Consider the following 22,047-nt stretch of genomic DNA (forward strand, 5'->3'; position numbering starts at 1 on the left):
CCGAACGTGACGATGCTGGAACACATCCGGGAACCACGCGACCTCAAGGCGCTTCCCGGGGACCGTCTGGCCGAACTCGCCGGGGAGATCCGGCACTTCCTCGTGCAGGCCGTCGCCCGCACCGGCGGCCATCTGGGCCCCAACCTGGGCGTGGTCGAGCTGACCATCGCCCTGCACCGGGTCTTCGACTCGCCCGCCGACCGCATCCTGTGGGACACCGGTCATCAGTCGTACGTCCACAAAATCTTGACGGGGCGTCAGGACTTTTCCAAGCTCCGGGCCAAGGGCGGCCTGTCCGGCTACCCCTCGCGGGCCGAGTCCGCCCACGACGTCATCGAGAACAGCCATGCCTCGACGGTCCTGGGCTGGGCCGACGGCCTGGCCAAGGCCAACCAGGTGCGCGGCAAGGACGACCATGTCGTCGCCGTCATCGGTGACGGCGCGCTGACCGGCGGAATGGCCTGGGAGGCGCTGAACAACATCGCCGCCGCGAAGGACCGCCCGCTGATCATCGTCGTCAACGACAACGAGCGCTCCTACGCGCCGACCATCGGCGGCCTGGCCAACCACCTCGCCACCCTGCGCACCACCGACGGCTACGAGAAGTTCCTGGCCTGGGGCAAGGACGTCCTCCAGCGCACCCCCGTCGTCGGTCGGTCGCTCTACGAGTCGCTGCACGGCGCGAAGAAGGGCTTCAAGGACGCCTTCGCGCCCCAGGGCATGTTCGAGGACCTGGGCCTGAAGTACGTCGGCCCGATCGACGGCCATGACATCGCGGCCGTCGAGTCGGCGCTGCGCCGCGCGGCGGGCTTCCACGGGCCGGTGCTGGTGCACTGTCTTACCGAGAAGGGCCGCGGCTATCCGCCCGCCCTTGAGGACGACGCGGACCACTTCCACACCGTCGGTGTGATGGACCCGCTGACCTGCGCGCCCGTCGCACCGCCCGACGCCCCCTCCTGGACCTCTGTCTTCGGCGACGAGATGGTCCGCATCGGCGCCGAGCGCGAGGACGTCGTCGCCATCACGGCGGCGATGCTGCGGCCGGTCGGGCTCGGGAAGTTCGCCGAGGCCTACCCGGACCGGGTGTGGGACGTGGGCATCGCCGAACAGCATGCCGCGGTGTCTGCGGCGGGGCTGGCCACCGGCGGACTGCACCCCGTCGTCGCGGTCTACGCCACCTTCCTCAACCGCGCCTTCGACCAGGTCCTGATGGATGTCGCGCTGCACAAGTGCGGTGTCACCTTCGTCCTGGACCGGGCCGGGGTCACCGGCACCGACGGCGCCTCGCACAACGGCATCTGGGACCTGTCTGTGCTCGGCGTCGTCCCCGGCCTGCGGATCGCCGCACCGCGCGACGCCGACCAGCTCCGCGCCCAGCTGCGGGAATCCCTGGACGTGGACGACGCACCGACCGTCATCCGCTTCCCCAAGGAGTCGGTGGACGACCCGATCCCGGCCGTCGACCGGATCGGCGGCGTGGACGTCCTCCACCGCACCCCGCACCCCGATGTCCTGCTGGTCGCCGTCGGCGTGATGGCGCCGGTCTGTCTGCGGGTCGCCGAGCTGCTCGCGGCACGCGGCGTCGACGCGACCGTCATCGACCCGCGGTGGGTCAAGCCGGTCGACGAGGCCATCTGGCAACTCGCCGCGCAGCATGCGATGGTGGCCGTCGTCGAGGACAACAGCCGTAACGGCGGCGTCGGCTGGGCGGTCGGCCAGGCGATGCGGGACGCGGACGTGGATGTGCCGCTGCGCACCTTCGGCATCCCCGAGCAGTTTCTGGCGCATGCCAAGCGCGGTGAGCTGCTGGCCGATCTCGGTCTGACCCCGGCGGAGATCGCAGGCCGGATCAGCGGCGCGCTGGCCCGTAAGGAGAGCACCTCGTGACCGGATTCGATCTGACCGAGCTGCTCGCCGAGCGCGGCGGTGAGCGCTACGACCTGCACAGCCGCCATCTCAACCACCAGCTCCCGCGCATGCTGCACACCATCGGCTTCGACAAGGTCTACGAGCGGGCCGCGGGCGCCTACTTCTGGGACAGCGAGGGCCAGGACTATCTGGACATGCTCGCGGGGTTCGGGGTGATGGGCCTCGGCCGGCACCACCCGGTCGTCCGGCAGACGCTGCACGATGTGCTCGACGCCGAACTGCCCGACCTCACCCGCTTCGACTGCCAGCCGCTGCCCGGCCTGCTCGCCGAGAAGCTGCTCTCCTACGCGCCTCACCTCGACCGGGTCTTCTTCGGCAACAGCGGCACCGAAGCCGTCGAGACCGCCCTGAAGTTCGCCCGCTACGCCACCGGCAAGCCGCGCATCCTCTACTGCACCCATGCCTTCCACGGCCTGACCACCGGCTCGCTGTCGGTCAACGGCGAGGACGGCTTCCGGGACGGCTTCGCCCCGCTGCTGCCCGACACCGCCGTCGAGATGGGCGATCTGGCCGCGCTGGAGCGGGAGTTGAAGCGCGGCGATGTGGCGGGATTCGTGGTCGAACCCATCCAGGGCAAGGGCGTACACCCCACCCCGCCCGGATTCCTGTGCGCCGCACAGGAGCTGCTGCACCGGCACAAGGCCCTGCTGATCGCCGACGAGGTGCAGACCGGCCTCGGCCGTACCGGTGACTTCTTCGCCTACCAGCACGAGGACGGCGTCGAACCGGACCTGGTGTGTGTGGCGAAGGCGCTGTCCGGCGGCTATGTCCCGGTCGGCGCGACCCTCGGCAAGGACTGGATCTTCAAGAAGGTCTACTCGTCCATGGACCGGGTGCTGGTGCACTCCGCCAGCTTCGGCTCCAACGCCCAGGCGATGGCGGCCGGCCTCGCGGTCCTCTCCGTGATGGAGGACGAGCAGATCGTCGCGAACGCCCGGCACACCGGCGAGCTGCTGCGCTCCCGGCTCGCCGCGCTGATCGACAAGTACGAGCTGCTGCATGACGTACGGGGCCGTGGCCTGATGATCGGCATCGAGTTCGGCCGTCCCACGTCGCTCGGTCTGCGCAGCCGCTGGATGATGCTCCAGGCGGCCCGCAAGGGCCTGTTCGCGCAGATGGTCGTGGTGCCGCTGCTGCAACGGCACCGCATCCTGACCCAGGTCTCCGGCGACCACCTGGAGGTCATTAAGCTGATCCCGCCGCTGATCATCGGCGAGCGGGAGGTGGACCGCTTCATGGAGGCGTTCACGGCCGTCATGGACGACGCCCACGGTGGCGGCGGCCTGATGTGGGACTTCGGGCGGACGCTGGTCAAGCAGGCGGTCGCCAACCGCTGACGACGCAGGTGGGGGACGAGATGGTCGCCGCGACGACGGTGCGTGCCGTCAATGACATGACGGCTCGCTGGGTGCGGGAGACGGTGGGGGAGCGGGGCACGGTGCTGACCGCGGCCGGCGTCTGGCCGCTGCTGGCCCTGCTCGCCGGACCCTCGGCCGGCCCGGCCCGCAAGGAGCTGGCCGAGGCGCTGGGCACCGACGCGGAGCACGCCGTACGCGAAGGCTGTGAGCTGCTCGCCGCGCTGGACGCCGCGGACGGTGTCCATGCCGCGGCGGCGCTGTGGGCCCGGCGCACGCTCGCGCTGCACCCCGAATGGCTGGAGCGCCTGCCGCTCGATCTGCACGGCGAGCTCACCGCCGACCCGGCCGCGGACCAGGCAGCGATGGACGCCTGGGCGCGCCGGCACACCGACGGGCTGATCGAGCAGATGCCGGTGCAGGTGACCCCCGACATGCTGCTCGTGCTGGCGAGCGCGCTGCTGGTGCGTACGACCTGGGTGCAGCCCTTCCAGGAGTACCCGGCCCGGGTGGCCGAAGGGCCCTGGGCGGGGCGGGAGTTGAGCACCCTGAGCCGCTCCGGACCGGAGGTGGAGCAGGTAGCGGTCCATGAGACACCGGCCGGTCCGCTGACCGTGGTTCGGGTCGCCGGCGACAACGGCCTGGACGTCCATCTGCTGCTCGGCGGGCCAAAGACGCCGGGCGGCGAGGTGCTGCGGCACGGTGTCGCCGCCCTGGACGGCGCCTACCCGACGGCGTCCGGTGCGGAGCTGACCGAGGGCGCCGGGCCGGGGCTGACGGTGACGACCGTGCCGAGCTACGACGGCGTCCCGTGCTTCGACCTCACCGCCACGCGGTTCACCGTCGACGGCGACCACGATCTGCTGAAGCACGCGGCCCTCTTCGGGCTCACCACCGCCTCCGACACCTCCCGCGGACACTTCCCGGGGATCAGCGAGCGGCCGCTCGCGGTGTCGGCCGCCCAGCAGACGGCGACCGCGACCTTCGGCGCGCTCGGCTTCCGCGCGGCCGCGGTCACGGTCATGCCGGCCGCCGCGGGCTCCGTGCCCCCGCCCCCGCCGTACCGAGCACAGCAGATCTCGGCCCGCTACGACCGGCCCTTCGGCTTCCTCGCGGTGCACCGGGCATCGGGGCTGGTCCTGGTCGCGGGATGGGTCGCGGAGCCGTAAGGGGCACGGAGCCGTAAGAGCACGGCGGCCGTAAGAGCACCGCGTCGTCAGGGAACGGAGCCGGTGAACGGGCGCTACTGGCGGCCGTAGGCCATCCATTGGCCGGGGTTCTCCAGCGGCTGGAAGCCGGCGTTCTCGTAGACCCCGTGGGCGTCGGAGGTGGCCAGCAGGATGCGGCGCAGGTCGTACGGCGCCAGGTGGTCGCGGACCGCTGCCACCAGCGCCCTGCCGATCCCCTTGCCGCGCACCTCACGGGCGACGTAGACATCGCAGAGCCAGCCGAAGGTGACCCGGTCGGTGATCACCCGGGCGTAGGCGACCTGGGCGCCCGTCACGGTGTCGTAGGCACCGAAGTTCAGCGAACCGGCTATCGCCTGGTCCTGCTGGGCACGCGTACGGCCCAGCGCCCAGTACGCGTCGGTGGAGAGCCACCGGTGGACCAGCGCGGCGTCCAGACGGGCCGGGTCGCCCGAGAACTCATAGTTGTCGATCATGCCTGTGGAGCCTGCCGCAGGCGGCCTATCGTCAGTCCGTCAGCAGCTGGTTCCGCAGTCGTTCGCGGGTGGCGGGCGTCAGCTTCAGGCCCTCGGCGAGGTACTTCTCCGTCGAGCCCCAGGTCCGTTCGATCGTGTCGTAGGCGGCCGTGAGGTAGTCGACATGCGCCCCGAACAGCGGCGCGAGCAGCTCCATGACCTCCTGCGACATCCCGACCGCGGAGTTGTCGGAGCGGCGGATCTTGTAGCGGCGGTGCGGGTCGTTGGACTTGAGGTAGTCCGCCTCGATGGCGTCCCGCTCCACACCGACCGCCAGCAGGGTCACCGCGACGGAGAGCCCGGCGCGGTCCTTGCCGGCCGCACAGTGCATCAGCGCGGGGACGCTGTCCTCGGCGAGGGCGTGCAGCACTCGGCTGTGGTCCTCGGTACGGGTGGTGATGATGTGGCGGTACGTCGTGGCCATACGGGCCGCGGCCTTGCCGTCGCCGAGCGCGGAGCGCAGTTGTTCCAGCTCACCGTCGCGCACCATCGTCCAGAACTCTGCGCCGTCGGCCGGGTCGGTGAGCGGAATGTTCACGTTGCGAACGCCGGGGAGCGCGACATCGGGGCCTTCCAGCTTGATGTCCGAGGCATTGCGGAAATCGAAGATGGTGTGCAGCCCGAGGCCGGCCAGAAAGTCGGCGTCCGCCTCGGTCGCATGGGCAAGGTGTCCGCTGCGGAACAGCCTGCCCTCCCGTACGCGACGCCCGTCCACGGTCGGCAGTCCGCCCACGTCGCGGAAGTTGCGGACCTCCGCGAGCTCGGGCTGGGCCTGGGGGACCTGCGGCGTCTGCTGCGTCACGGGCGCTCCTTGTGGTCGTTCGCCGACGCTGCTCGTCGACGAGGCGAGGCATCCCCGACGATACGACATTGATGCAATAGACAATCAGGTCGTAACAAGCGCATCAGTGGTGTGAAGGTGTGCGTTGCGGCGCTCGAGGAGCAGTGTGTGATCGATCATTATTCCAATTTGAGGAGAATTTGACCTGGTGGTATTAATCACCCCTCGTCAACCCCTGGTTACGGTGGCGTAAGTCACTTCTCAAGGTGAAGTATGTCCTGACGTGGCAGACGATTCGAAGAACATCAGCAACGGCGCCCACGGCGCCATCGGGTCGTACGCAGCCGTCGGGGACAGCTTCACAGAGGGGGTCGGGGATCCCGGCCCTGACGGGGCGTACATCGGTTGGGCGGACCGGCTGGCGGTCCTTCTCTCGGACCAGCAGGCCGAAGGGGACTTCCGCTACGCGAACCTCGCGGTCAGGGGGCGACTCCTGGACCAGATCATCGAGGAGCAGGTGCCCCGGGTGAAACAGCTCGCCCCCGCGCTGGTCACATTCTGTGCCGGCGGCAATGACATCCTGCGGCCGGGCTCCGACCCGGACGCGGTCGCCGAGCGTTATGAGACGGCGGTCGCCGACCTGCGTCAGACGGTCGGCACGGTCCTGCTCTGCACCGGCTTCGACACCCGCGGTGTCCCCGTGCTCAAGCATCTGCGTGGCAAGATCGCGACATACACGGCGCACGTCCGGGCCATCGCGGACCGGCATGACTGCCCGGTCCTGGACCTGTGGTCGCTGAAGTCGGTGCAGGACCGGCGGGCTTGGAGCGATGACCGGCTGCATCTGTCGGCCGACGGCCACACCCGGGTGGCGCTGCGCGCGGCCCAGGTGCTCGGTCTGCGGGTGCCGGCCGACCCGGACCAGCCGTGGCCCCCGGAGGCCGAGCGGTCGGCGGCCGAGGCGCGGCGGGACAACATCCATTGGGCGCGTGAGCATCTGGTGCCGTGGATCGGACGCCGGCTGCGCGGTGAGTCCTCCGGCGACCATGTCGAGCCCAAGCGGCCCGATCTGCTGCCGCTGTAATACGGCCACGGCCCGAGAGCGGCCCCATGGCATGACGGAGGCCCCGTTTCGCCGATGCGGAGCGGGGCCTCAGTGTGCGTGCGAAGAGTACGGCAGGTCCGCCCAGACGACCCGGCCCCGACCGCCGTCGGCCGGCCGCGACCCCCAGCTTTCGGACAGTGCGCCGACGAGAAACAGCCCTCGTCCGCACTCCTTGTCCACGCTGCCGGGCTGGAGATGCGGGGCCGAAACTCCCGGCCCGCCCTGGTCCGTGATCTCTATGCGTATGTGTGCCCCGACGAGGGTGAGCTCGCAGCCGACCGTCTCGCTGTCGGTGTGCCGTACCGCATTGGTGAACAGCTCGGAGACCACCAACTCCACGTCGTCGCGGACTGGTTGATCCGCGCCCCACTCGCGCAGCAGCGCACTGACGCGTCTGCGCGCCTCGGGCACGGACGTGCGTCGCGCCGGCAAGTGGAACGCGTCCTGCGGGTACTGGGCGACGGAGCCGCCACAGCGCCCTAACGAAGGAGCGTTGTTGGAGGAAGCCACGACGTAACTATGTGCGATGTTGGTCACCGATGGCAAGGATCACTCTGCAATTTGCAGAATCGTAAGTGCAGTCTGTTCGTGTTGCTGACGGCATGACACACTGCTGATCACTGAAGTCAGTTGGAGGCGATCGGACGTGGCGGACCCACGGTCGGCAGGCGCGCCGACCGTCCTGCGGGTGGTGCTCGGCAAGCGACTGCAGGACCTGCGCGAGAAGGCGGGACTCTCCTTCGAACGGGCCGCGGCGGCCCTCGATGTGACCCACGCCACGATTCGACGCATGGAAAAGGCCGAGGTCGGCCTCAAACTCCCGTACGTCGAGAAGCTGCTGGCGACCTACGGCGTCACCGACGAGGACGAGATCGAGGGCTTTCTCTCCCTTGCCCGCGAGGCCAACAAGCCCGGCTGGTGGCACCGCTTCCGGGACGTACTGCCCGAGTGGTTCAGCGCATTCGTCAGCCTGGAGAGCGAGGCCAACCTCATCCGGGCCTACCAACCGCACTACATCCCCGGGCTGCTGCAGACCGAGGAGTACGCCGCGGCCGTCCTGCGGGCCGGTATGCCGCACGCCTCCGGGGCCGACATCGACCGCATCGTCGCGCTGCGCATGGAACGGCAGTCCCTGCTGACCCGCGACAACGCACCGATGCTGTGGGTGGTGATGGACGAGACCGTCCTGCGACGCCCGATCGGCGGGCCCAAGGTGATGCGTGACCAGATCACCCGGCTGATGGAGGGCGCCGCGCTGCCGAACGTCCGGCTGCAGATCATGCCCTTCGCCGCGGGCCCGCACCCCGCCATGTACGGACCATTCCACATTTTCCGCTTCCCGATCCCGGAACTCCCGGACATCGCCTACGCGGAAAGCCTCGTCGGAGCCGTGTACTTCGACCAGCGCAATGACGTCTCGCAGTACCTGGAGGCCCTGGACCGGATGTGTGCGCAGGCCGCGCCGGCACACACCACCGAGGCCATTCTGGGTGGCTTTCGCAAGGAGATCTGAACCATGGATCGCATACGCATCTACAACGGCATGCCCGCCAAAGAACTGGGCACCGAGGGCTGGCACAAGCCGTGGAGCGGCGGAAACGGCGGCGAGTGCGTCGAGGCCATGCGGCTGGGGGACGGCCGGATCGCGCTCCGGCAGTCGACCGACCCGGACGGCCCGGCGCTGATCTACACCCACCACGAAATGGTGAGTTTCATCGAGGGCGCGAAGGCCGGCCACGCCGACTTCCTGCTCTCCGCGGCGCCGGGTCGGCGCACCGAACGGAGGACGGCGTGAGCGAGCAGGACATACCCCAGGGGGCACCGGACTCCGAAGTCCCGGAGATCGGACCGTACGTCCAAGGACCCGAGCACTCGGGCTTCTCGGCCGAGGAGATCGACACCAGCCGGCCGCACCCGGCCCGGATGTACGACTACTACCTCGGCGGCTGGGACAACTACGAGGTCGACCGGGTGGCCGCGGAGCGGGTCATCGAGGTCCACCCCCAGGTACGGCACAGCGCCCGCGCCAACCGGGCGTTCCTGCGCCGGGCGGTGGGCGAACTCGTCGCCGGTGGCATCCGCCAGATCATCGACATCGGCACCGGCATCCCCACCTCGCCCAACACCCATGAGGTGGCCCGCGAGACCGCCCCCGACACCCGCGTCGTCTACGTCGACAACGACCCGATCGTCGCCACCCACGCCGGGGCCCGGCTGACCAACACCGAGCGCACCGGTTTCGTGCTCGGCGATGTCCGCGACCCCAAGGCGATCCTGGACCACCCGACCGTCCGGGAGCTGATCGACTTCGACCGGCCGGTGGCGCTGCTGCTGGTCGCCGTACTCCACTTCGTCCGGGACGACGAGGACCCCGCCGCCCTGGTCGCGACCCTCGCCGATGCGCTCCCCGCGGGCAGCCATCTCGTCCTGTCGCATGCGACCGGTGAGCCCTACGAGGCATACGCGGAGGGTCGCACGGACGTGCAGGCGCGTGACGGTGTCATCAACGTCTACAAGAGCGCCACCGCCACCCTCAATCTGCGCTCCAAGGCCGAGATCGAGCCGCTCTTCGGGCCGTTCGCGCTGCTGGAGCCGGGCGTCGTACGGGTGCCGCTGTGGCGGCCGGACGGCGAGGTGCCCAGCCCGCAGGACCTCAACAACACCATTTTCTACGGTGGGGTGGGCCGCAAGGCCTGACCCGCCAGGCGCACGGACCGGGCTCCCCGGCCGGCCGGCGCCGCGGCCCCGGGGATCCGCTCCAGCACCCCGCCCGCGAACACGTCGTACAGCGGCAGTGTCTCCAGATGGACATAGCCGATATGGCAGTCGCACACGGCCAGTGGGCAGGGGCGGGGGCGCAGCGCCGCGCGGTAGCTGCCGTCGTAGAGATTGCCCAGCTCGGCGCGGACGAAATGGCAGCGGCGGACCGTGCCGTCGCCGTCCACCGAGATCACCGACTCGCCCGTCCGGCAGGGGAGACCGGCGCTCTCGTGCGGCCGGCGGCTGAACGGGAAGAGCGGATCGAGCTCCGTCCAGAGGGCGGCATCCTCGTCCGTATAGCCGTGGCCCTCGGCGGCGTTGACCCAGAGATACACCTGCTCGGGAAGGTCGGCGCGGAGCCTGCGGGCATGGTCGAGATGGCCGGGGAGGCCCACGATGCCCACGCTGAAGCGGGCGCCGCGCGCGGCGAGCTCCCGGGTCTTCGCCAGGAACCGGTCGTACGGCGTCTGGCCCGGGTGGTAGGTGCACCACAGGGCCAGCGTGTCGAGGTCCGCCTCGGCCAGCCAGTCCGTGCGGCAGCTGAGATTGGTCTGGATCGCCACCCGTCGGATGTGCGGGAGGCGGCTGAGTTCGGCGAGGGTGCGGCGGTACCAGGAGCGGACCAGACCCTCGCCCCAGGGGGTGAAGAGGATCGACAGCCGGTCACCGGGACCGGTCGCGTCCCCTTCTCCTTGCGCCGTTGCCCAGTCGGCGAAGCGGGCCAGCGCCGCGCGGTCGGCGCGCAGCTGCTCGCGGCTGTCCCGCCGCTTGGCGAACGGGCAGTACGGGCAGTCGTAGTCGCAGGACGCCAGCGGGCCGCGGTAGAGAATCGTCAAGTCCATGGCTGCGGGCCTTACTTGAGGTCGTAGGCGGCCATGCGGGACCGTACGGCGGGCGAGAACAGCATCGGGCCCAGGGCATCGGAATGCGCCAGCCCCTCGGGGGACAGCCGCAGCAGCCCCGGGGCCGCGGAATCGTCCAGCCAGCCACGCTCGGCGCAGCGCGCCAGCTCCGCCGGGAAGTCGTCCGCGGGCGAACCGCCGAACCGGGCACGGTAGTCCGCGACCGCCATGCCCTCCGCCTGGAGCACCGACTGCAGCAGATGGCGGCGGCGCGCCTCGTCCCCGGTCATCTCCCAGCCGAATTCGGCGTGTGCGAAGTCCGCGGCCGGGCGGGACAGATAGTCGTCGATGATCGAACGGATCCGGGTCATACCGACGGCGTAGTCGAAGGAGTAGTGCAGGGCCGAGGTGTAGGACCGGGCGCCGCAGCCCAGACCGATCATGCCGTCGGTCTGGCAGGCGTGGTCGGCACCGCCCGCGGTGGGCGTGGCCGCGTCCCGGCGGCGGAACATCCGCATGGACACCTGCTCATAGCCGGCGGCCAGCAGATGGTCGCGACCGTAGCGGTACAGCCGCAGCCGCTGGGCGTCCCACTCCGGGTCGGGCGCCGCGGGATCCTTGCGGCCCAGGCCGGTCAGCGGACGCACATACAGCGGATAGAGATACAGCTCCTCGGGCCGCCAGCCCAGCGCGGTGTCCAGGGACCGCTGCCAACTGCGCTCCGTCTGGCCGTCGATGCCGTAGATCAGGTCGATGTTGAGCACCGGGACGCCCGACTCCCGGATCCGGTCCAGGGCTGCCGCCACCTCGGCCGGGCGCTGCGGACGGACCGCGGCCCGCGCCTCCGCCTCGACAAAGCTCTGCACCCCGATGCTGATCCGGGTCGCACCGCGCTCGGCCAGCACACCCAGGCGGTCCGCGGTGGCGGTCGACGGGGAGGTCTCCACGGAGAGCGGCACCGTGCGCAGCTCGGCGCCCATCCGCAGCTCCGCGATATCGCAGAGCCGCGCCAGCTCGGCGGCGCTGAGGAACGTGGGTGTGCCGCCGCCGAACGCCGCCGCGGCGAACCGGGCATCGGTGTGCAGCGCGTCCCGGACGGCCACCGCCTGGCGCTCCAGGGCGTCCAGATACGCCGAGGTCATGTCCCCCGGGGCGCCGATACGGGTGAAGAGATTGCAGAAGCCGCAGCGCACCTCGCAGAACGGTATGTGGAGATAGAGCGAGAGCGCGTCCTGCGGCTCGGCCGCCCACAGGTCACGCAGCGCCGGACGGTCCGGGCGCCGGCGGTAGGCGGTCTTGTGGGGGTAGGCGTAGACATAGCTCTCGTACGGCGAGTACGGAGGGGCGGCGGTCGGGGCAGGGGCAGGGGCAGGGGCCGGCGAGCCGAGCGGGCGCGCGGCGGTGGCGGTTTCGGTGGCGGTCATCGGGCGGCCTCGATCGTGAACTGGGCGTAGGGGACGGTCCAGACGGCCTCATGGCCGAGGCGGTGGCCCGTATAGCCGTCCTCGCCGTAGGTCGTGCCATGGTCGGAGCAGACGATGGCGAAGCACGGGCGGCGGCTGCTCACGGCGGCGAAGAGCCGGCCGATATGGCGGTCCACGTACTCCAGCGCGGCGGCGTGGGTGGCGCGACTGTCACCGGCCTCGCGGGTGGCGCCGGGCAGATGGAACCAGTTCGGCTGGTGCAGCGCCGCGACATTGACGAACAGGAACAGTCGCTGCTGCGCCGGGAGCGCGGCGACGACCTCTTCGGCGCGAGCGACCTGTGCTTCGAACGAGGTGGGGGAGGCGACACCGAACTCCGGCTCCCAGTGGCTCTCCTGGAACAGCCCGGGGAGCACGGAGCCCAGCGCCGCCTGCCGGTTGAAGAAGCCCACCCCGCCGATGCACACCGTGCGATAGCCGGCCGTGGCCAGGCCGGAGACCAGGTCGGGGGTGTCGAAGACCCAGGTGCCGGGCGCGGTGGTCTCGCTGCCGGCGAACCGCGCGGCGAACAGCCGGGGATGCGGTCCCGGAGCTGCCGGGGTCGGCAGAAAACCGGCGAACATCGCTTGGTGGGAGGCGTAGGTGAAGCTTCCGGGGGCGTGCCGGCGCTCCCAGCGGCCGCCGGGCAGATACCGGGCCAGATGCGGTATCCGGCCGTCCGCCGCCAGCTCCTGCGCCACGTCGTGGCGCAGCGTGTCGAGAGTGAGGAGAAGGAGGTCGTGGCTGCCCACGATCTCGTTCATGTCGAGGTTCTCGTCGCTGTCCGGGGTCTCGGCCGTGCCGGCCGCCGCGGCCACCAGTTCAGGGGCGTGCGCTGGTGATTCAGGGGCGTGCGCAGGTATTTCAGGGGCGTGCACGGTACGTTCCGCTCTTTCCTCGTGTGCTGCGTACGGCGGCGACCTGCGCGCCGTACGTGTCCAGGCCCTCGGCCCCGCTTCCCGGGAGGCCGGTCAGCCGGGGCAGCAGATCGCCGAAGGCATTCACCTCGCCCACCACGAAGCCCCGCCAGCCCGTCTTGGGCAGCAGATCCACACCCACGCACAGAGTGCGCGGAAAGCAGGCGGCGGCCGCCTCGCAGACGGCCAGCGCATCGGACCAACGGGCCCCCGACGCCTCGACGGACGCCCGCGCCGCGGAGAGATCACCGCGCGCCCCACCGAGATGGAGATTGGTCATCGGTGAAAGACTCGTGCGGACGACGGCATGGGTCACCCGGCCGTCCACGACCACCACCCGCAGATCGGCGACCCGGCCGGCCTGCGCCGCCTTCGGAATCCAGCGTTCGATGTGCAGACCGTCCGGTGCCAGCGCGTCGACGATGGCGGCGATCTGCGGCTCGCTGCCGTAACGACGCACCCGCAGGGAGTTGAACAGGCTGCCGTCCGGGCCCAGTTCGACCGAGGTCGTGGCACGGAAGCGCCCTCGGCCGTCGCTCTCCAGCGCCAGCACACCGGACGCCGAGGAGCCGTGTGCCGGCTTGAGAAACGCCCGCCGCAACCCGGCCGCACCCAGTACCGACCTGGCCTCCGCCCAGCTGCCGACGGTCGCGGCGCCCGGCCCCGACGTGGGCGACTCGGGAACCGGCACTCCCGCGGTACGCAACACGCCGTGGCATCGCCGCTTGTCGAAGAGCACCGCCAGCTCGGCCGGATCGTCCAAAAGCGTGGCGCCGCCCGCAGAGGCGGCACGGGCGACCTCCCGCACCGCCGCCGTGAAGCGGGTGTACCACCGCGCGGTGCCCTCGACCCGGGTCGGGTCGGCGGGCCCTCGCAGCAGCCGTTCGACCTCGGCGTTCTCCCCGGGCGAGTCGATCCGTACGATCTCGCCCGGCGTGAACCGGGCGCCGTCGCGCAGCACATCGGCCCAGGCCAGCAGGCGCGGCGCGGGCAGACCCGCGGCGCGGACCGCATCGGCGAACAGCGTCACCCGGCGGTTCTCGGGGTTGCCGACCACGGCGAAGCGGGGCAGGCCACCGGCCGCGGAGCGGGCGACGGTGGAGGCGCGGGTGACGGCGGCGGTGGAGGCCCCGGTGAGGGCGGCGGGGCGGGCGAGGGCGGTCATCTACTCGGTCACCGCGGCATAGCGCCACACCGTGCCGTCGTCCTCGTCCTCCTCGCCCCGCTCGTCGATGACGATCTCGACGCCGCTGGGTTCCAGCGCCTCGCGCACCCGGTGCACCATCGCGTCGGTGAGGTAGTGGTGATCCAGGTCGAGCTTCTTGAGGTGGGTGAGCGGCTGGCCGGCGAGCAACGCCTCCGCGCCGGCATCGGTGAGCGTGCCCATCGACAGATCCAGCGTCTGGAGGCCGGCCACGACCGGGGCCGAGCCGATCGCCGTGGCGATCTCGTCCTGGATCTCGCTGTTCTGCAGCCCCAGATGGCGCAGCGCGGGCAGACGGCTGCCCGAGAGCACCGCGGCCAGATCGCCGATCTCGTAATCGCCGCCGTACTCCGGCACACCCAGCCACAGGACCAGCGACTCCAGTGCGGGGAAGTCGCTCTCGCATATCCCCCGGACCGCGGCGGCCGGCAGCCCGCCCGATTCGAACCGCAGCTCGCGCAGCGCATCATGCCGCACCGGCGGGAAGACCAGGCCGCTGCCGCCGCGCACGGTCAGACGCGTCAGCGCGGGGAAGGCGGTGAGCAGCGGTGCGACATCGGACTGCTGGATCCAGGAGATCTCCGCCTGCTCCGCCACCAGTTCGCCGAGGAAGATGGCGCGCAGGCCCGTGAGCCGGTCCTTGGCCGCGACGACCGCCGCCACGACGACCTCCGAGGACTCGTCGTACACCTCGCCCCACTGCCCCAGGATCAGCGCGCGGACGCCCGACAGCTCCACGCTCTCGGTGAAGCGCTGCCAGCGTTGCTCGAACGTCTCGTCGTCGCTGTCGTCGTACGGATGGACGGACAGCCGCCAGGCGACCGCCCCGGGCTCGGGGAGGGCGGACATATCGTCCGTGGCCTGCGGGAAGTCGTGGACGGGCAGGCCGTCCCACTCTTCCACGTGCTGGTGGATGCTCATGGCCGCTATTCCTATCAACCGCCACTGACAACGCCGCCGGCGCCCGGGTCGCCGGCCACGTATGACGAACTCTCCCCCGGCTTTCCGCAGGTCAGAGCCGATTGTCAGACCCACTCCCTAACGTTTTCGGCAGAGCGGAAGAGTGCGAACGAGGGGGAGGGAGCAGCCGTGTTCCGACAGGGAGATGTGCTGATCGTGCCGGTTGCGGAAGCCGCGCTGTCGGAGCATGTGAGCGGGCTGCCGGAAGAACCGCGGGATGTCCGGGGGCGGATGGTGCTGGCATTGGGCGAGGTCACCGGCCATGCCCATGCGGTGGTCGGCGCCGGTGCGTTGAGGCGCGAGACGGGAGCGTTCGGGCCCGCGCTGCTGCATCTGCCCGAGGGCGGCCGGGTGGTGCACGAGGAGCATGCCGCGATATCGCTGCCCAAGGGCTGGTACCGCGTGGTGCGCCAGCGCGAGTACGTGCCGGGCTCGGTGCGCTTGGTGGCGGACTAAGGCGTGTCCGGCGGGGCACGCGGGGGATACGGAGCCACGGGGGTGGCACGAGGCGGCAGCAGCAGGGGGAACGGGGGACGGCAGGGTGAGCGGCGAAATGGCAAGTGGGTACGGGGAGTTGGGTATGCGGGGGGCCGAAGAGGGTCAGGGGGACGGTCGGGGCGCCGCGTAGGCGGGGTGGCGTGCGGTGGCGGCCGCGACCGGGCCGGCGGACCGGGTGGCCGCGGAGGCGGGGGTGCGGCTGGCCTATCGCCTCGCCGGGCTCGCGGAGCCGGAGCGGGTGGAGTGGGCCGGATCGCCGAGGGAGGCGACGGCGCGGGTGCTGGCAGCGTCGCGGGCCGAGCTGGGGGTGAGTGTGCGGGACGCGGTGCGGACCCGGCCCTGGGCAGCCGAACGGGCCGCGCTGCACGACGAGTTGGGCCGGGCCGGCTGGGGTGAGCGATGGGAGCTGACCGGCGGACGGCTGTGGGACACCACCCGGGCGCTCACCGAGCGGATCCGCACCGGCGTCGTCGAGGCGCTGGCCGAAACGCCCGGGGGTGAGCCCGCGGTGCGGCTGGCGCTGCTGGACGCGGTCCATGGACAGCATGACGCGCCCTGGCTCGCCGCGCTCGCGGGGCCGGGAGAGCGGCTGGCGGGCATCGCCGCCGTGGCCCGCACCGCCGGGTGGTGGTGGCCGTACGAGAAGGTGGCGATCATCGCCGAGCGACCGGTCGAGCTGCATCGCGACGAGGCCGGGCGGCTGGACCGGGGCGACGGCCCGGTGCTCGCCTTCCCCGACGGCTTCGCCCTGTACGCCTGGCGCGGGATGCCGGTCCCGGCAACCTTCCTGGACGGGCTGGCCGACCTCACACCGGAGCACATACGGAAGGAGGAGAACGCCGAACTCCGCCGGGTCATGCTGGAGTTCTACGGCTATGACCGCTACCTCGAAGAGTCCGGAGCGCAGCCGAGGCACCGCGACGAGGCGGGCATTCTGTGGCGTATCGAACTCGACGACGACGAGCCGGTGGCGATGGTCGAGGTGGTCAACTCCACGCCGGAGCCGGACGGCACCCACCGCACCTACTGGCTGCGGGTGCCGCCCTGGACCCGTACGGCGCGGGAAGGCGTCGCCTGGACCTTCGGACTGGGAGCGGAGGCCTATGCCCCGGTGCGGGAGACCTGAGCTGCCGGCGGCTCCGGAAGTCCGGGTCCGTCACCGTGCGGTGCGGTGACGCTGGCGGCGGCCGAGGTATCGGCGAGCACGGCACGGAGATCGTCCGGGCCGACCAGGGTGGTGTGGGTGCCCGGCGAGGTACACGCATACGCCCCCGCTACGGCGCCCAGGCGCGCGCAGTCCTCGAGCGGCCGGCCCGCCAGCCGGCCGTAGAGGAAACCGCAGGCGAAGGCGTCGCCCGCGCCGTTGCTGTCCACGACGGGGCCGGGCGGGACCGCGGCCGGCACCAGTCGCGGGGTGCGGTCGTCGGGGGTGAGGAGGTAGGCGCCGCCCGCACCGGCCGTCGCGATCACCACCTCGGCGCGCCCGTCGTGGAGGATCTCGCGCATGACGGACCCGATCCGTTCACCCGCCCCGGCCGTGCTGAGGAACACCACATCCGAGCGGAGCGCGAACTCCCGGTGATGGTCCGTCAGGCCGTCCCAGTCGTGCAGATCCGTGGAGACGGGGAGGCCCAGCGCTTCGATGTCGTCATACAGAAAGCGGGTGAAGTGCATGATCGACAGATGGACGTGCCGGGCGCGGCGCAGAGCCGGCAGGTAGTGCTCGGCGGGCATGCGCAGGTCGACAGGGTCGCGGCCGTCGTAGAACGACATCCGACGGCCGTCGGGGGCGACAAGGTTGACCGCACGCCGGGTGCCGTGCGGAGAGATCAGCGGCCGGAAGTCGACGCCGGTACCGGCCAGCCGTTCGCGGACCAGGCTGCCGGGGTGGTCGTCGCCGATGAAGTCCACGAAACCGGTGGCGAGTCCGAGCGCCGCGCAGCCCAGCGCGACGCCGGTGCCGGTGTGCCCCACCCATTCACGAATGGGCGGCACCGGATGGGAATCGGCGGACGGCAGAGGCAGCGCGCCGACCGGCACGATGGTGTCCACGCCCGCTCCACCGACGACGAGTACGTCATATACGTCAGACGGCTCAGAAACCTGCTGGAATGTCACAAGCGTCCTTGAATCTCTTGCTGGTGAGACGAATCCCTTGCTGGTGAGACCGTTGCCGGACGAGGTACGTCCGCAGCCGGGAGTCTAGACGCCGGCTCACCTCATAGCGGGATGTCGGGGACTGAGGTGATGCGAGGGAGGAAAGGACGCGCAAGAAGCCGTGCCGACGGTCCGTGGCCGGTGATGAGCGGGCGAGGGCCGGTGGCCCGCGGTGAACCCTGTGGCCCCATCGAGTCGGTTGGCAGAAAGGGGCGTTGACATCGGTGTTGTGTGCGCTGAAGTCTGAGAGCGTCAGTGATCAGGTTCCGCGGACGGTGACCGGTTCCGGGCCCGGCGAGCGGATCCCGGACATGGCGCACCGGATCCGGTACCGGCAACGAGCAGGCGGTTCGGCCGACGGGCCGGCCGGCGGGGGAGCGAGGCAGGGATGGCAGAGCACTCCAATGGCGGGCGCACCGCGATCGTGATCGGTGGCGGGCTCGCCGGAATGCTGGCCGTCACCTCCCTGGTGGGACACGTCGACGCGATCACAGTCGTCGAGCGCGACCGCTACCCCGAGGGGCGCGCCTTCCGCAAGGGCGTCCCGCAGGCCCGCCATCTGCACGTTCTCCTCAGCGGCGGCCGGCATGCCCTCGAAGAGCTGCTGCCCGGCACGGTCGCCGCGCTCACCGAGGCCGGTGCGCGCAGCCTTTGTCTGCCGCGCGATCTGCTCACCCGTACACCCACCGGCTGGCAGCGTCGCTTCGACGAGCGCCGTCATCTCACGCTGAGCGTCACCCGGCCGGTGCTGGACGCGGTCGTACGGGAGCGGGTCCTGCGGGCGGCCGCCGACTCGCCCACCCGCGTCGAGGTTCTGGAGGCGACCGAGGCCGTCGGGCTGACCGGGGACGCCGGCCGGGTGACCGGGGTACGCGTCCGGTCGCGGGACGGCGAGCGCGCCGAGGGATCCGGGCGGGTGCTGTCGGCCTCGCTCGTCGTGGACGCCTCGGGCCGCGGTTCCCGTACGCCCCAGTGGTACGCCGAACTGGGCAGGTCCGCGCCGCAGGAGGAGACCGTGGACGCGGGGCTCGCCTACGCCACCCGTATGTACCGCCCCAAGGACCCGGACACCGCGCCCGACGCCGGCGTCAACATCCCCGGCTGGCCGGAGTGCCCGCGCGGCGCCGCCTACGTACCGGTCGAGGACGGCAAGTGGCTGCTGACGCTGTCCGGGGTGCGCGGGCACCACCCGCCCACGGACGCGGCGGAGTTCACCGCCTTCAGTGCCACGATCGGCGATCCGTACGTCCATGAACTGCTCGCGCAGGCCGAACCGCTCTCGCCGGTGCACGGCTTCCGCGACACCTACAACCGTCGCCGCCATTTCGAGCGGCCCGGCGCCCTCCCCGAAGGGTTCCTCGTCCTGGGGGATGCCGGCTGCACCTTCAACCCCGTGTACGGGCAGGGGATGTCGGTCGCCGCGCTCGGCGCGCTGGCGGTGCGCAGCACGCTCGCGGACGGTGGCGGTCTGCGCCCCGGGGTCATCGCCGAGGCGCAGCGGGCGGTGGCTCGTGCGGTGGAACCCGCCTGGCTCGCCGCGGTCGGCGCGGACCGGCCGTATGCCAGCCCTGACGACACCAAGGCGAGCCTCGGCGAGCGGCTGAGCACGTGGTACCTCGACCGGCTGTTCGCCCGCGCCGCCATCGACCCCGTCGTCGGCGCGATCTGGCGGGACGTCTTCTGCCTCACCGCGCCGCCCGCCCGCCTCGTCGCCCCGCGTATCGTCCTGCGCACCGTCTTCCTGCCCCGCCGCCCCGGCCTTCCGAGTCCGCCCCTCGTCGTCGAAGGCGTGTGACCGTTCGACGGCGTGACGGCGTGACGGCGTGACGGCGTGACGGCGTGACGGCGTGATGGCGTGATGGCGTGACCGTGCGAAGGCAGGAACCGGCCCCGGAGCCCGCCCCGAAAACCGGATGCGGCCGGCCGGGAATCCACGGGAAGGTGTGGCATGACCTGGACCACGACCCGGGACCTCGACGCATTCGAGGCGGCCGCCGGCACGTTCTTGCGCGGCCGGCCGGCCGAGCACACCGTGCTGCTGTCGGTGGCATCCTCCCTGCGGGTGATCGGCACGGATGCCTACGGGGAGGGCGCACCGTCGTTCGGCTGGTGGCGGCGGGACGGGCGGTCAGCGGTCGGAGCCGCGTTCGTGTGGACGCCGCCGCGTACGGTGCTGCTCTCGCCGATGCCGGACGGGGCGGCGGCCGAGCTGGTGGACGTGCTGGCACACGAGCAGCTCGCGCTACCGGGCGTGAACGCCGGCCGGGCGACGGCCGAGGCGGTCGCCGCGGCCTGGCAGCGACGGCACGGCGGCACGGTGCGCGCCGCCGAACACCACCGGCTCTACCGGCTGGGCGAGCTGACGCCACCGGCCCCCGCACCTCCCGGTGCGGCCCGGCTCGCCACGACGGCCGACCGGGACCTCCTGCTCGCCTGGTTCGCGGCCTTCGCCGCGGAGGTCGGCGATCCGCCGCCCCGTGACGCCCGAGCGGTCGACGACCGTATCGCCCACGGCCGCTGCCTGCTGTGGGAGGCCGACGGCCGCCCCGTCGCGATGGCGGGGGTCACCCGCACGCTCTTCGGCATGGCCCGGGTCGCTCCCGTCTACACCCCGCCCGAGCTGCGCGGACGCGGCTATGCGGGGGCGGCGACCGCCGCTGTCTCCCGCGCCGCACGGGACGAGGGGGTGCATGAGCTGCTGCTCTTCACGGACCTCGCCAACCCGACCAGCAACGCCCTCTACCAGCGGCTCGGCTACCGGCCCGTCGAGGATCATCTCGTCCTGGAGTTCGGGAGCGGCTAGCGGCCCGCCCCGGGCCTGGACGATCGCGGCGACCGGCCCCCGGGCGGACGATGCGCTCGCCTGCCATCGCCGGGCCCGCGCTCACCGCACCGGACGCGCCCGAGTTGCGCGGCCCGGTAGTGCCCCCGCGCCCGCCCCCTCCGCGCGGCCCGCCGGAACACCTCACACCCCCGTTCCGGAATGTCACGGCCGGTCGCGCGGTTTGTGCGGGAGGGTGATGGTGTGGAGTCCGGGTGTCGTGGTGCGCAAACCGTACGAGGGCGCCGTGTGGCCCGGTGCGCCGGAACCCACCGCTCACGCGGCCCGTTCACTTCGCGACTGCCCCGACCATGGAGGTGCCGTGACCGGTTCCCGACCCCGCCGCACTCGACTTTCCGCGCTGCGCCCCGCGAGCTTCGGCGCCGAGCCCACAGGGGAGCGGTTGGCCAGGATGCGCAGGTCGCCGCAGTTCGTGGACGGCCAGTTCCGCAATCCGGTGCAAACCAGGCAACTGCTCCACGGCTCCGCATTGCCGATGGCGCGTACCCAGCTGAGTCGTGAGGGGCGGCTGCGCCGGGCGCCGGTCGGCCGGATTCCGGTGCACCGCCCGACCGAAGCGGACTGGGGGCGGCCGCCCGCCTCCGGGCTGCGGCTCACCTGGATGGGCCATTCGAGCGTGCTGGCCGAGATAGACGGCCGGCGGGTGCTCTTCGACCCGGTCTGGGGCGAGCGCTGTTCGCCGTTCAGCTGGGCCGGCCCCAAGCGGATGCATCCGGTGCCCGTCGAGCTGGACGCGCTCGATCCGGTCGATGTCGTGGTGATCTCGCACGACCACTACGACCATCTCGACATGCCGACGATCCAGGGCCTGACCGCCACCGGCGCGGCCTTCGTCGTGCCGCTCGGGATCGGTGCCGACCTGGAATTCTGGGGCGTGCCCGCGGAGCGGATCACCGAGCTGGACTGGCACGAGTCCACCCACATCGGCGGGCTGACCCTCACCGCCACCCCCGCCCAGCACTTCTGCGGCCGCGGTCTGCGCGGCCCGCAGCACACCCTGTGGGCTTCCTGGGTGGTCGCGGGACCCGACCACCGGATCTACCACAGCGGTGACACCGGCTACTTCTCCGGATTCGCGGAGATCGGCGCGCAGCACGGCCCGTTCGACGCGACGATGATTCAGATCGGCGCGTACAGCGACTTCTGGCCGGACATCCATATGACCCCGGAGGAGGGGCTGCGGGCACACGCCGACCTCTCGGGCGGTACCCCTGAAGGCGTGCTGCTGCCGATCCACTGGGGCACCTTCAATCTCGCGCCGCATCCGTGGTCGGAGCCCGTGGAGCGTACGGTCGCGGCGGCGCGCCGGGCCGGCGCGAAGGTGGCCGCGCCCCCGCCGGGCAAACCGTTCGAGCCCGCCGACGAGCAGATCGTGGAGCCCTGGTGGCGTGCGGTGGCCGTGCCGCCCGTGCAGGGCTGGCCGAGCTGGCCCCCGGCGCGCGCAGCGGCACCGAGCGCCGTCCTGGAGTCACCGAAAGAGGCATCCGCAGAGGCGTCAACTCCCTCTTTCTGAACGGGAGTTCGGATTGATT

21 protein-coding genes are annotated in these 22,047 nt (G+C 71.5%); 12 read left to right on the plus strand and 9 right to left on the minus strand.

Annotated elements, in window-relative coordinates:
* Positions 1-6 precede the first annotated feature (6 nt).
* From dxs to KI385_RS36700, 3 genes are read left to right on the plus strand one after another with little or no spacing between them, the layout of a single operon-like run.
* Positions 7-1,887, plus strand: a complete 1,881-nt coding sequence (gene dxs, locus KI385_RS36690) for a 1-deoxy-D-xylulose-5-phosphate synthase (RefSeq protein WP_238576337.1) — start codon at positions 7-9, stop codon at positions 1,885-1,887.
* Positions 1,884-3,266 carry an aspartate aminotransferase family protein gene (locus KI385_RS36695; protein WP_238576338.1) on the plus strand — a complete coding sequence of 461 codons (1,383 nt, stop codon included), beginning with the start codon at positions 1,884-1,886 and terminating at the stop codon, positions 3,264-3,266. Before dxs ends, KI385_RS36695 begins: the two co-directional genes overlap by 4 nt.
* A gap of 20 nt (positions 3,267-3,286) precedes the next feature.
* On the plus strand, positions 3,287-4,453 hold the full coding sequence (locus tag KI385_RS36700) for a serpin family protein (protein ID WP_238576339.1): 1,167 nt from the start codon (positions 3,287-3,289) through the stop codon (positions 4,451-4,453).
* Positions 4,454-4,527: 74 nt separating this feature from the next.
* Here the strand turns inward: KI385_RS36700 and KI385_RS36705 are convergent, their stop codons facing one another.
* Positions 4,528-4,947, minus strand: a complete 420-nt coding sequence (locus KI385_RS36705) for a GNAT family N-acetyltransferase (protein WP_238576340.1) — start codon at positions 4,945-4,947, stop codon at positions 4,528-4,530.
* A gap of 31 nt (positions 4,948-4,978) precedes the next feature.
* Positions 4,979-5,788, minus strand: a complete 810-nt coding sequence (locus KI385_RS36710; protein ID WP_238576341.1) for a tyrosine-protein phosphatase — start codon at positions 5,786-5,788, stop codon at positions 4,979-4,981.
* 262 nt (positions 5,789-6,050) lie between these two features.
* On the opposite strand from KI385_RS36710, the gene KI385_RS36715 reads away from it, so the two are divergent.
* On the plus strand, positions 6,051-6,851 hold the full coding sequence (locus tag KI385_RS36715) for an SGNH/GDSL hydrolase family protein (RefSeq protein ID WP_238576342.1): 801 nt from the start codon (positions 6,051-6,053) through the stop codon (positions 6,849-6,851).
* A 69-nt stretch (positions 6,852-6,920) separates the two neighbouring features.
* On the opposite strand, the gene KI385_RS36720 is transcribed toward KI385_RS36715, so the two are convergent.
* Complete coding sequence (locus KI385_RS36720) at positions 6,921-7,382, minus strand: ATP-binding protein (protein WP_238576343.1); 462 nt, start codon at positions 7,380-7,382, stop codon at positions 6,921-6,923.
* A gap of 136 nt (positions 7,383-7,518) precedes the next feature.
* On the opposite strand from KI385_RS36720, the gene KI385_RS36725 reads away from it, so the two are divergent.
* The 3 genes from KI385_RS36725 to KI385_RS36735 are packed head-to-tail and all read left to right on the plus strand — an operon-like array spanning position 7,519 to position 9,569.
* Positions 7,519-8,385 carry a helix-turn-helix domain-containing protein gene (locus tag KI385_RS36725; RefSeq protein ID WP_238576344.1) on the plus strand — a complete coding sequence of 289 codons (867 nt, stop codon included), beginning with the start codon at positions 7,519-7,521 and terminating at the stop codon, positions 8,383-8,385.
* A 3-nt stretch (positions 8,386-8,388) separates the two neighbouring features.
* Positions 8,389-8,667 (plus strand): DUF397 domain-containing protein, encoded by a 279-nt coding sequence (locus tag KI385_RS36730; RefSeq protein WP_088801073.1) that lies wholly within the window; start codon positions 8,389-8,391, stop codon positions 8,665-8,667.
* Positions 8,664-9,569 carry an SAM-dependent methyltransferase gene (locus tag KI385_RS36735; RefSeq protein WP_238576345.1) on the plus strand — a complete coding sequence of 302 codons (906 nt, stop codon included), beginning with the start codon at positions 8,664-8,666 and terminating at the stop codon, positions 9,567-9,569. The genes KI385_RS36730 and KI385_RS36735 overlap by 4 nt, the downstream gene beginning before the upstream one ends.
* Here the strand turns inward: KI385_RS36735 and KI385_RS36740 are convergent.
* From KI385_RS36740 to KI385_RS36760, 5 genes are all read right to left on the minus strand, one after another.
* On the minus strand, positions 9,542-10,474 hold the full coding sequence (locus KI385_RS36740) for an STM4011 family radical SAM protein (RefSeq protein WP_238576346.1): 933 nt from the start codon (positions 10,472-10,474) through the stop codon (positions 9,542-9,544). The genes KI385_RS36735 and KI385_RS36740 overlap by 28 nt on opposite strands.
* 11 nt (positions 10,475-10,485) lie before the next feature.
* A complete protein-coding gene (locus KI385_RS36745; protein ID WP_238576347.1) occupies positions 10,486-11,898 on the minus strand; it encodes an STM4012 family radical SAM protein in 1,413 nt (470 codons plus the stop codon).
* A complete protein-coding gene (locus KI385_RS36750; RefSeq protein ID WP_238578009.1) occupies positions 11,895-12,701 on the minus strand; it encodes an STM4013/SEN3800 family hydrolase in 807 nt (268 codons plus the stop codon). Before KI385_RS36750 ends, KI385_RS36745 begins: the two co-directional genes overlap by 4 nt.
* 100 nt (positions 12,702-12,801) lie before the next feature.
* Positions 12,802-14,019, minus strand: coding sequence for an STM4014 family protein (locus KI385_RS36755; protein ID WP_238576348.1), 1,218 nt, complete (start codon positions 14,017-14,019; stop codon positions 12,802-12,804).
* Complete coding sequence (locus KI385_RS36760) at positions 14,020-14,979, minus strand: STM4015 family protein (protein WP_238576349.1); 960 nt, start codon at positions 14,977-14,979, stop codon at positions 14,020-14,022. It lies immediately after the preceding gene.
* Between the two features lie 168 nt (positions 14,980-15,147).
* Here KI385_RS36760 and KI385_RS36765 point away from each other — a divergent pair, with 168 nt between their 5' ends.
* Together KI385_RS36765 and KI385_RS36770 are read left to right on the plus strand one after the other, a co-directional pair.
* A complete protein-coding gene (locus tag KI385_RS36765; RefSeq protein ID WP_238576350.1) occupies positions 15,148-15,474 on the plus strand; it encodes a hypothetical protein in 327 nt (108 codons plus the stop codon).
* A gap of 187 nt (positions 15,475-15,661) precedes the next feature.
* Positions 15,662-16,642 (plus strand): DUF6745 domain-containing protein, encoded by a 981-nt coding sequence (locus KI385_RS36770; protein WP_238576351.1) that lies wholly within the window; start codon positions 15,662-15,664, stop codon positions 16,640-16,642.
* Here the strand turns inward: KI385_RS36770 and KI385_RS36775 are convergent.
* Positions 16,618-17,634, minus strand: a complete 1,017-nt coding sequence (locus tag KI385_RS36775; protein ID WP_238576352.1) for a carbohydrate kinase family protein — start codon at positions 17,632-17,634, stop codon at positions 16,618-16,620. The two genes, KI385_RS36770 and KI385_RS36775, sit on opposite strands and share 25 nt — an antisense overlap.
* A 427-nt stretch (positions 17,635-18,061) precedes the next feature.
* Between KI385_RS36775 and KI385_RS36780 the strand changes: the two genes are divergently transcribed.
* From KI385_RS36780 to KI385_RS36790, 3 genes are all read left to right on the plus strand, one after another.
* A complete protein-coding gene (locus tag KI385_RS36780; RefSeq protein ID WP_238576353.1) occupies positions 18,062-19,468 on the plus strand; it encodes an NAD(P)/FAD-dependent oxidoreductase in 1,407 nt (468 codons plus the stop codon).
* A 153-nt stretch (positions 19,469-19,621) separates the two neighbouring features.
* Positions 19,622-20,476 (plus strand): GNAT family N-acetyltransferase, encoded by an 855-nt coding sequence (locus KI385_RS36785; protein ID WP_238576354.1) that lies wholly within the window; start codon positions 19,622-19,624, stop codon positions 20,474-20,476.
* 340 nt (positions 20,477-20,816) lie between these two features.
* Complete coding sequence (locus KI385_RS36790) at positions 20,817-22,028, plus strand: MBL fold metallo-hydrolase (RefSeq protein WP_238576355.1); 1,212 nt, start codon at positions 20,817-20,819, stop codon at positions 22,026-22,028.
* Positions 22,029-22,047: the final 19 nt, after the last annotated feature.

The sequence above is a fragment of the Streptomyces inhibens genome (assembly GCF_022221585.1).
Taxonomy (GTDB): domain Bacteria; phylum Actinomycetota; class Actinomycetes; order Streptomycetales; family Streptomycetaceae; genus Streptomyces; species Streptomyces inhibens.

Bases quoted from the DNA above. Each gene is read 5' to 3' on its own strand.
- KI385_RS36700 (WP_238576339.1), top strand. From the start codon at position 3,287: ATGGTCGCCGCGACGACGGTGCGTGCCGTCAATGACATGACGGCTCGC.
- KI385_RS36705 (WP_238576340.1), bottom strand. From the start codon at position 4,947: ATGATCGACAACTATGAGTTCTCGGGCGACCCGGCCCGTCTGGACGCC.
- KI385_RS36730 (WP_088801073.1), top strand. From the start codon at position 8,389: ATGGATCGCATACGCATCTACAACGGCATGCCCGCCAAAGAACTGGGC.
- KI385_RS36740 (WP_238576346.1), bottom strand. From the start codon at position 10,474: ATGGACTTGACGATTCTCTACCGCGGCCCGCTGGCGTCCTGCGACTAC.
- KI385_RS36745 (WP_238576347.1), bottom strand. From the start codon at position 11,898: ATGACCGCCACCGAAACCGCCACCGCCGCGCGCCCGCTCGGCTCGCCG.
- KI385_RS36750 (WP_238578009.1), bottom strand. From the start codon at position 12,701: ATGAACGAGATCGTGGGCAGCCACGACCTCCTTCTCCTCACTCTCGAC.
- KI385_RS36755 (WP_238576348.1), bottom strand. From the start codon at position 14,019: ATGACCGCCCTCGCCCGCCCCGCCGCCCTCACCGGGGCCTCCACCGCC.
- KI385_RS36760 (WP_238576349.1), bottom strand. From the start codon at position 14,979: ATGAGCATCCACCAGCACGTGGAAGAGTGGGACGGCCTGCCCGTCCAC.
- KI385_RS36780 (WP_238576353.1), top strand. From the start codon at position 18,062: ATGGCAGAGCACTCCAATGGCGGGCGCACCGCGATCGTGATCGGTGGC.
- KI385_RS36785 (WP_238576354.1), top strand. From the start codon at position 19,622: ATGACCTGGACCACGACCCGGGACCTCGACGCATTCGAGGCGGCCGCC.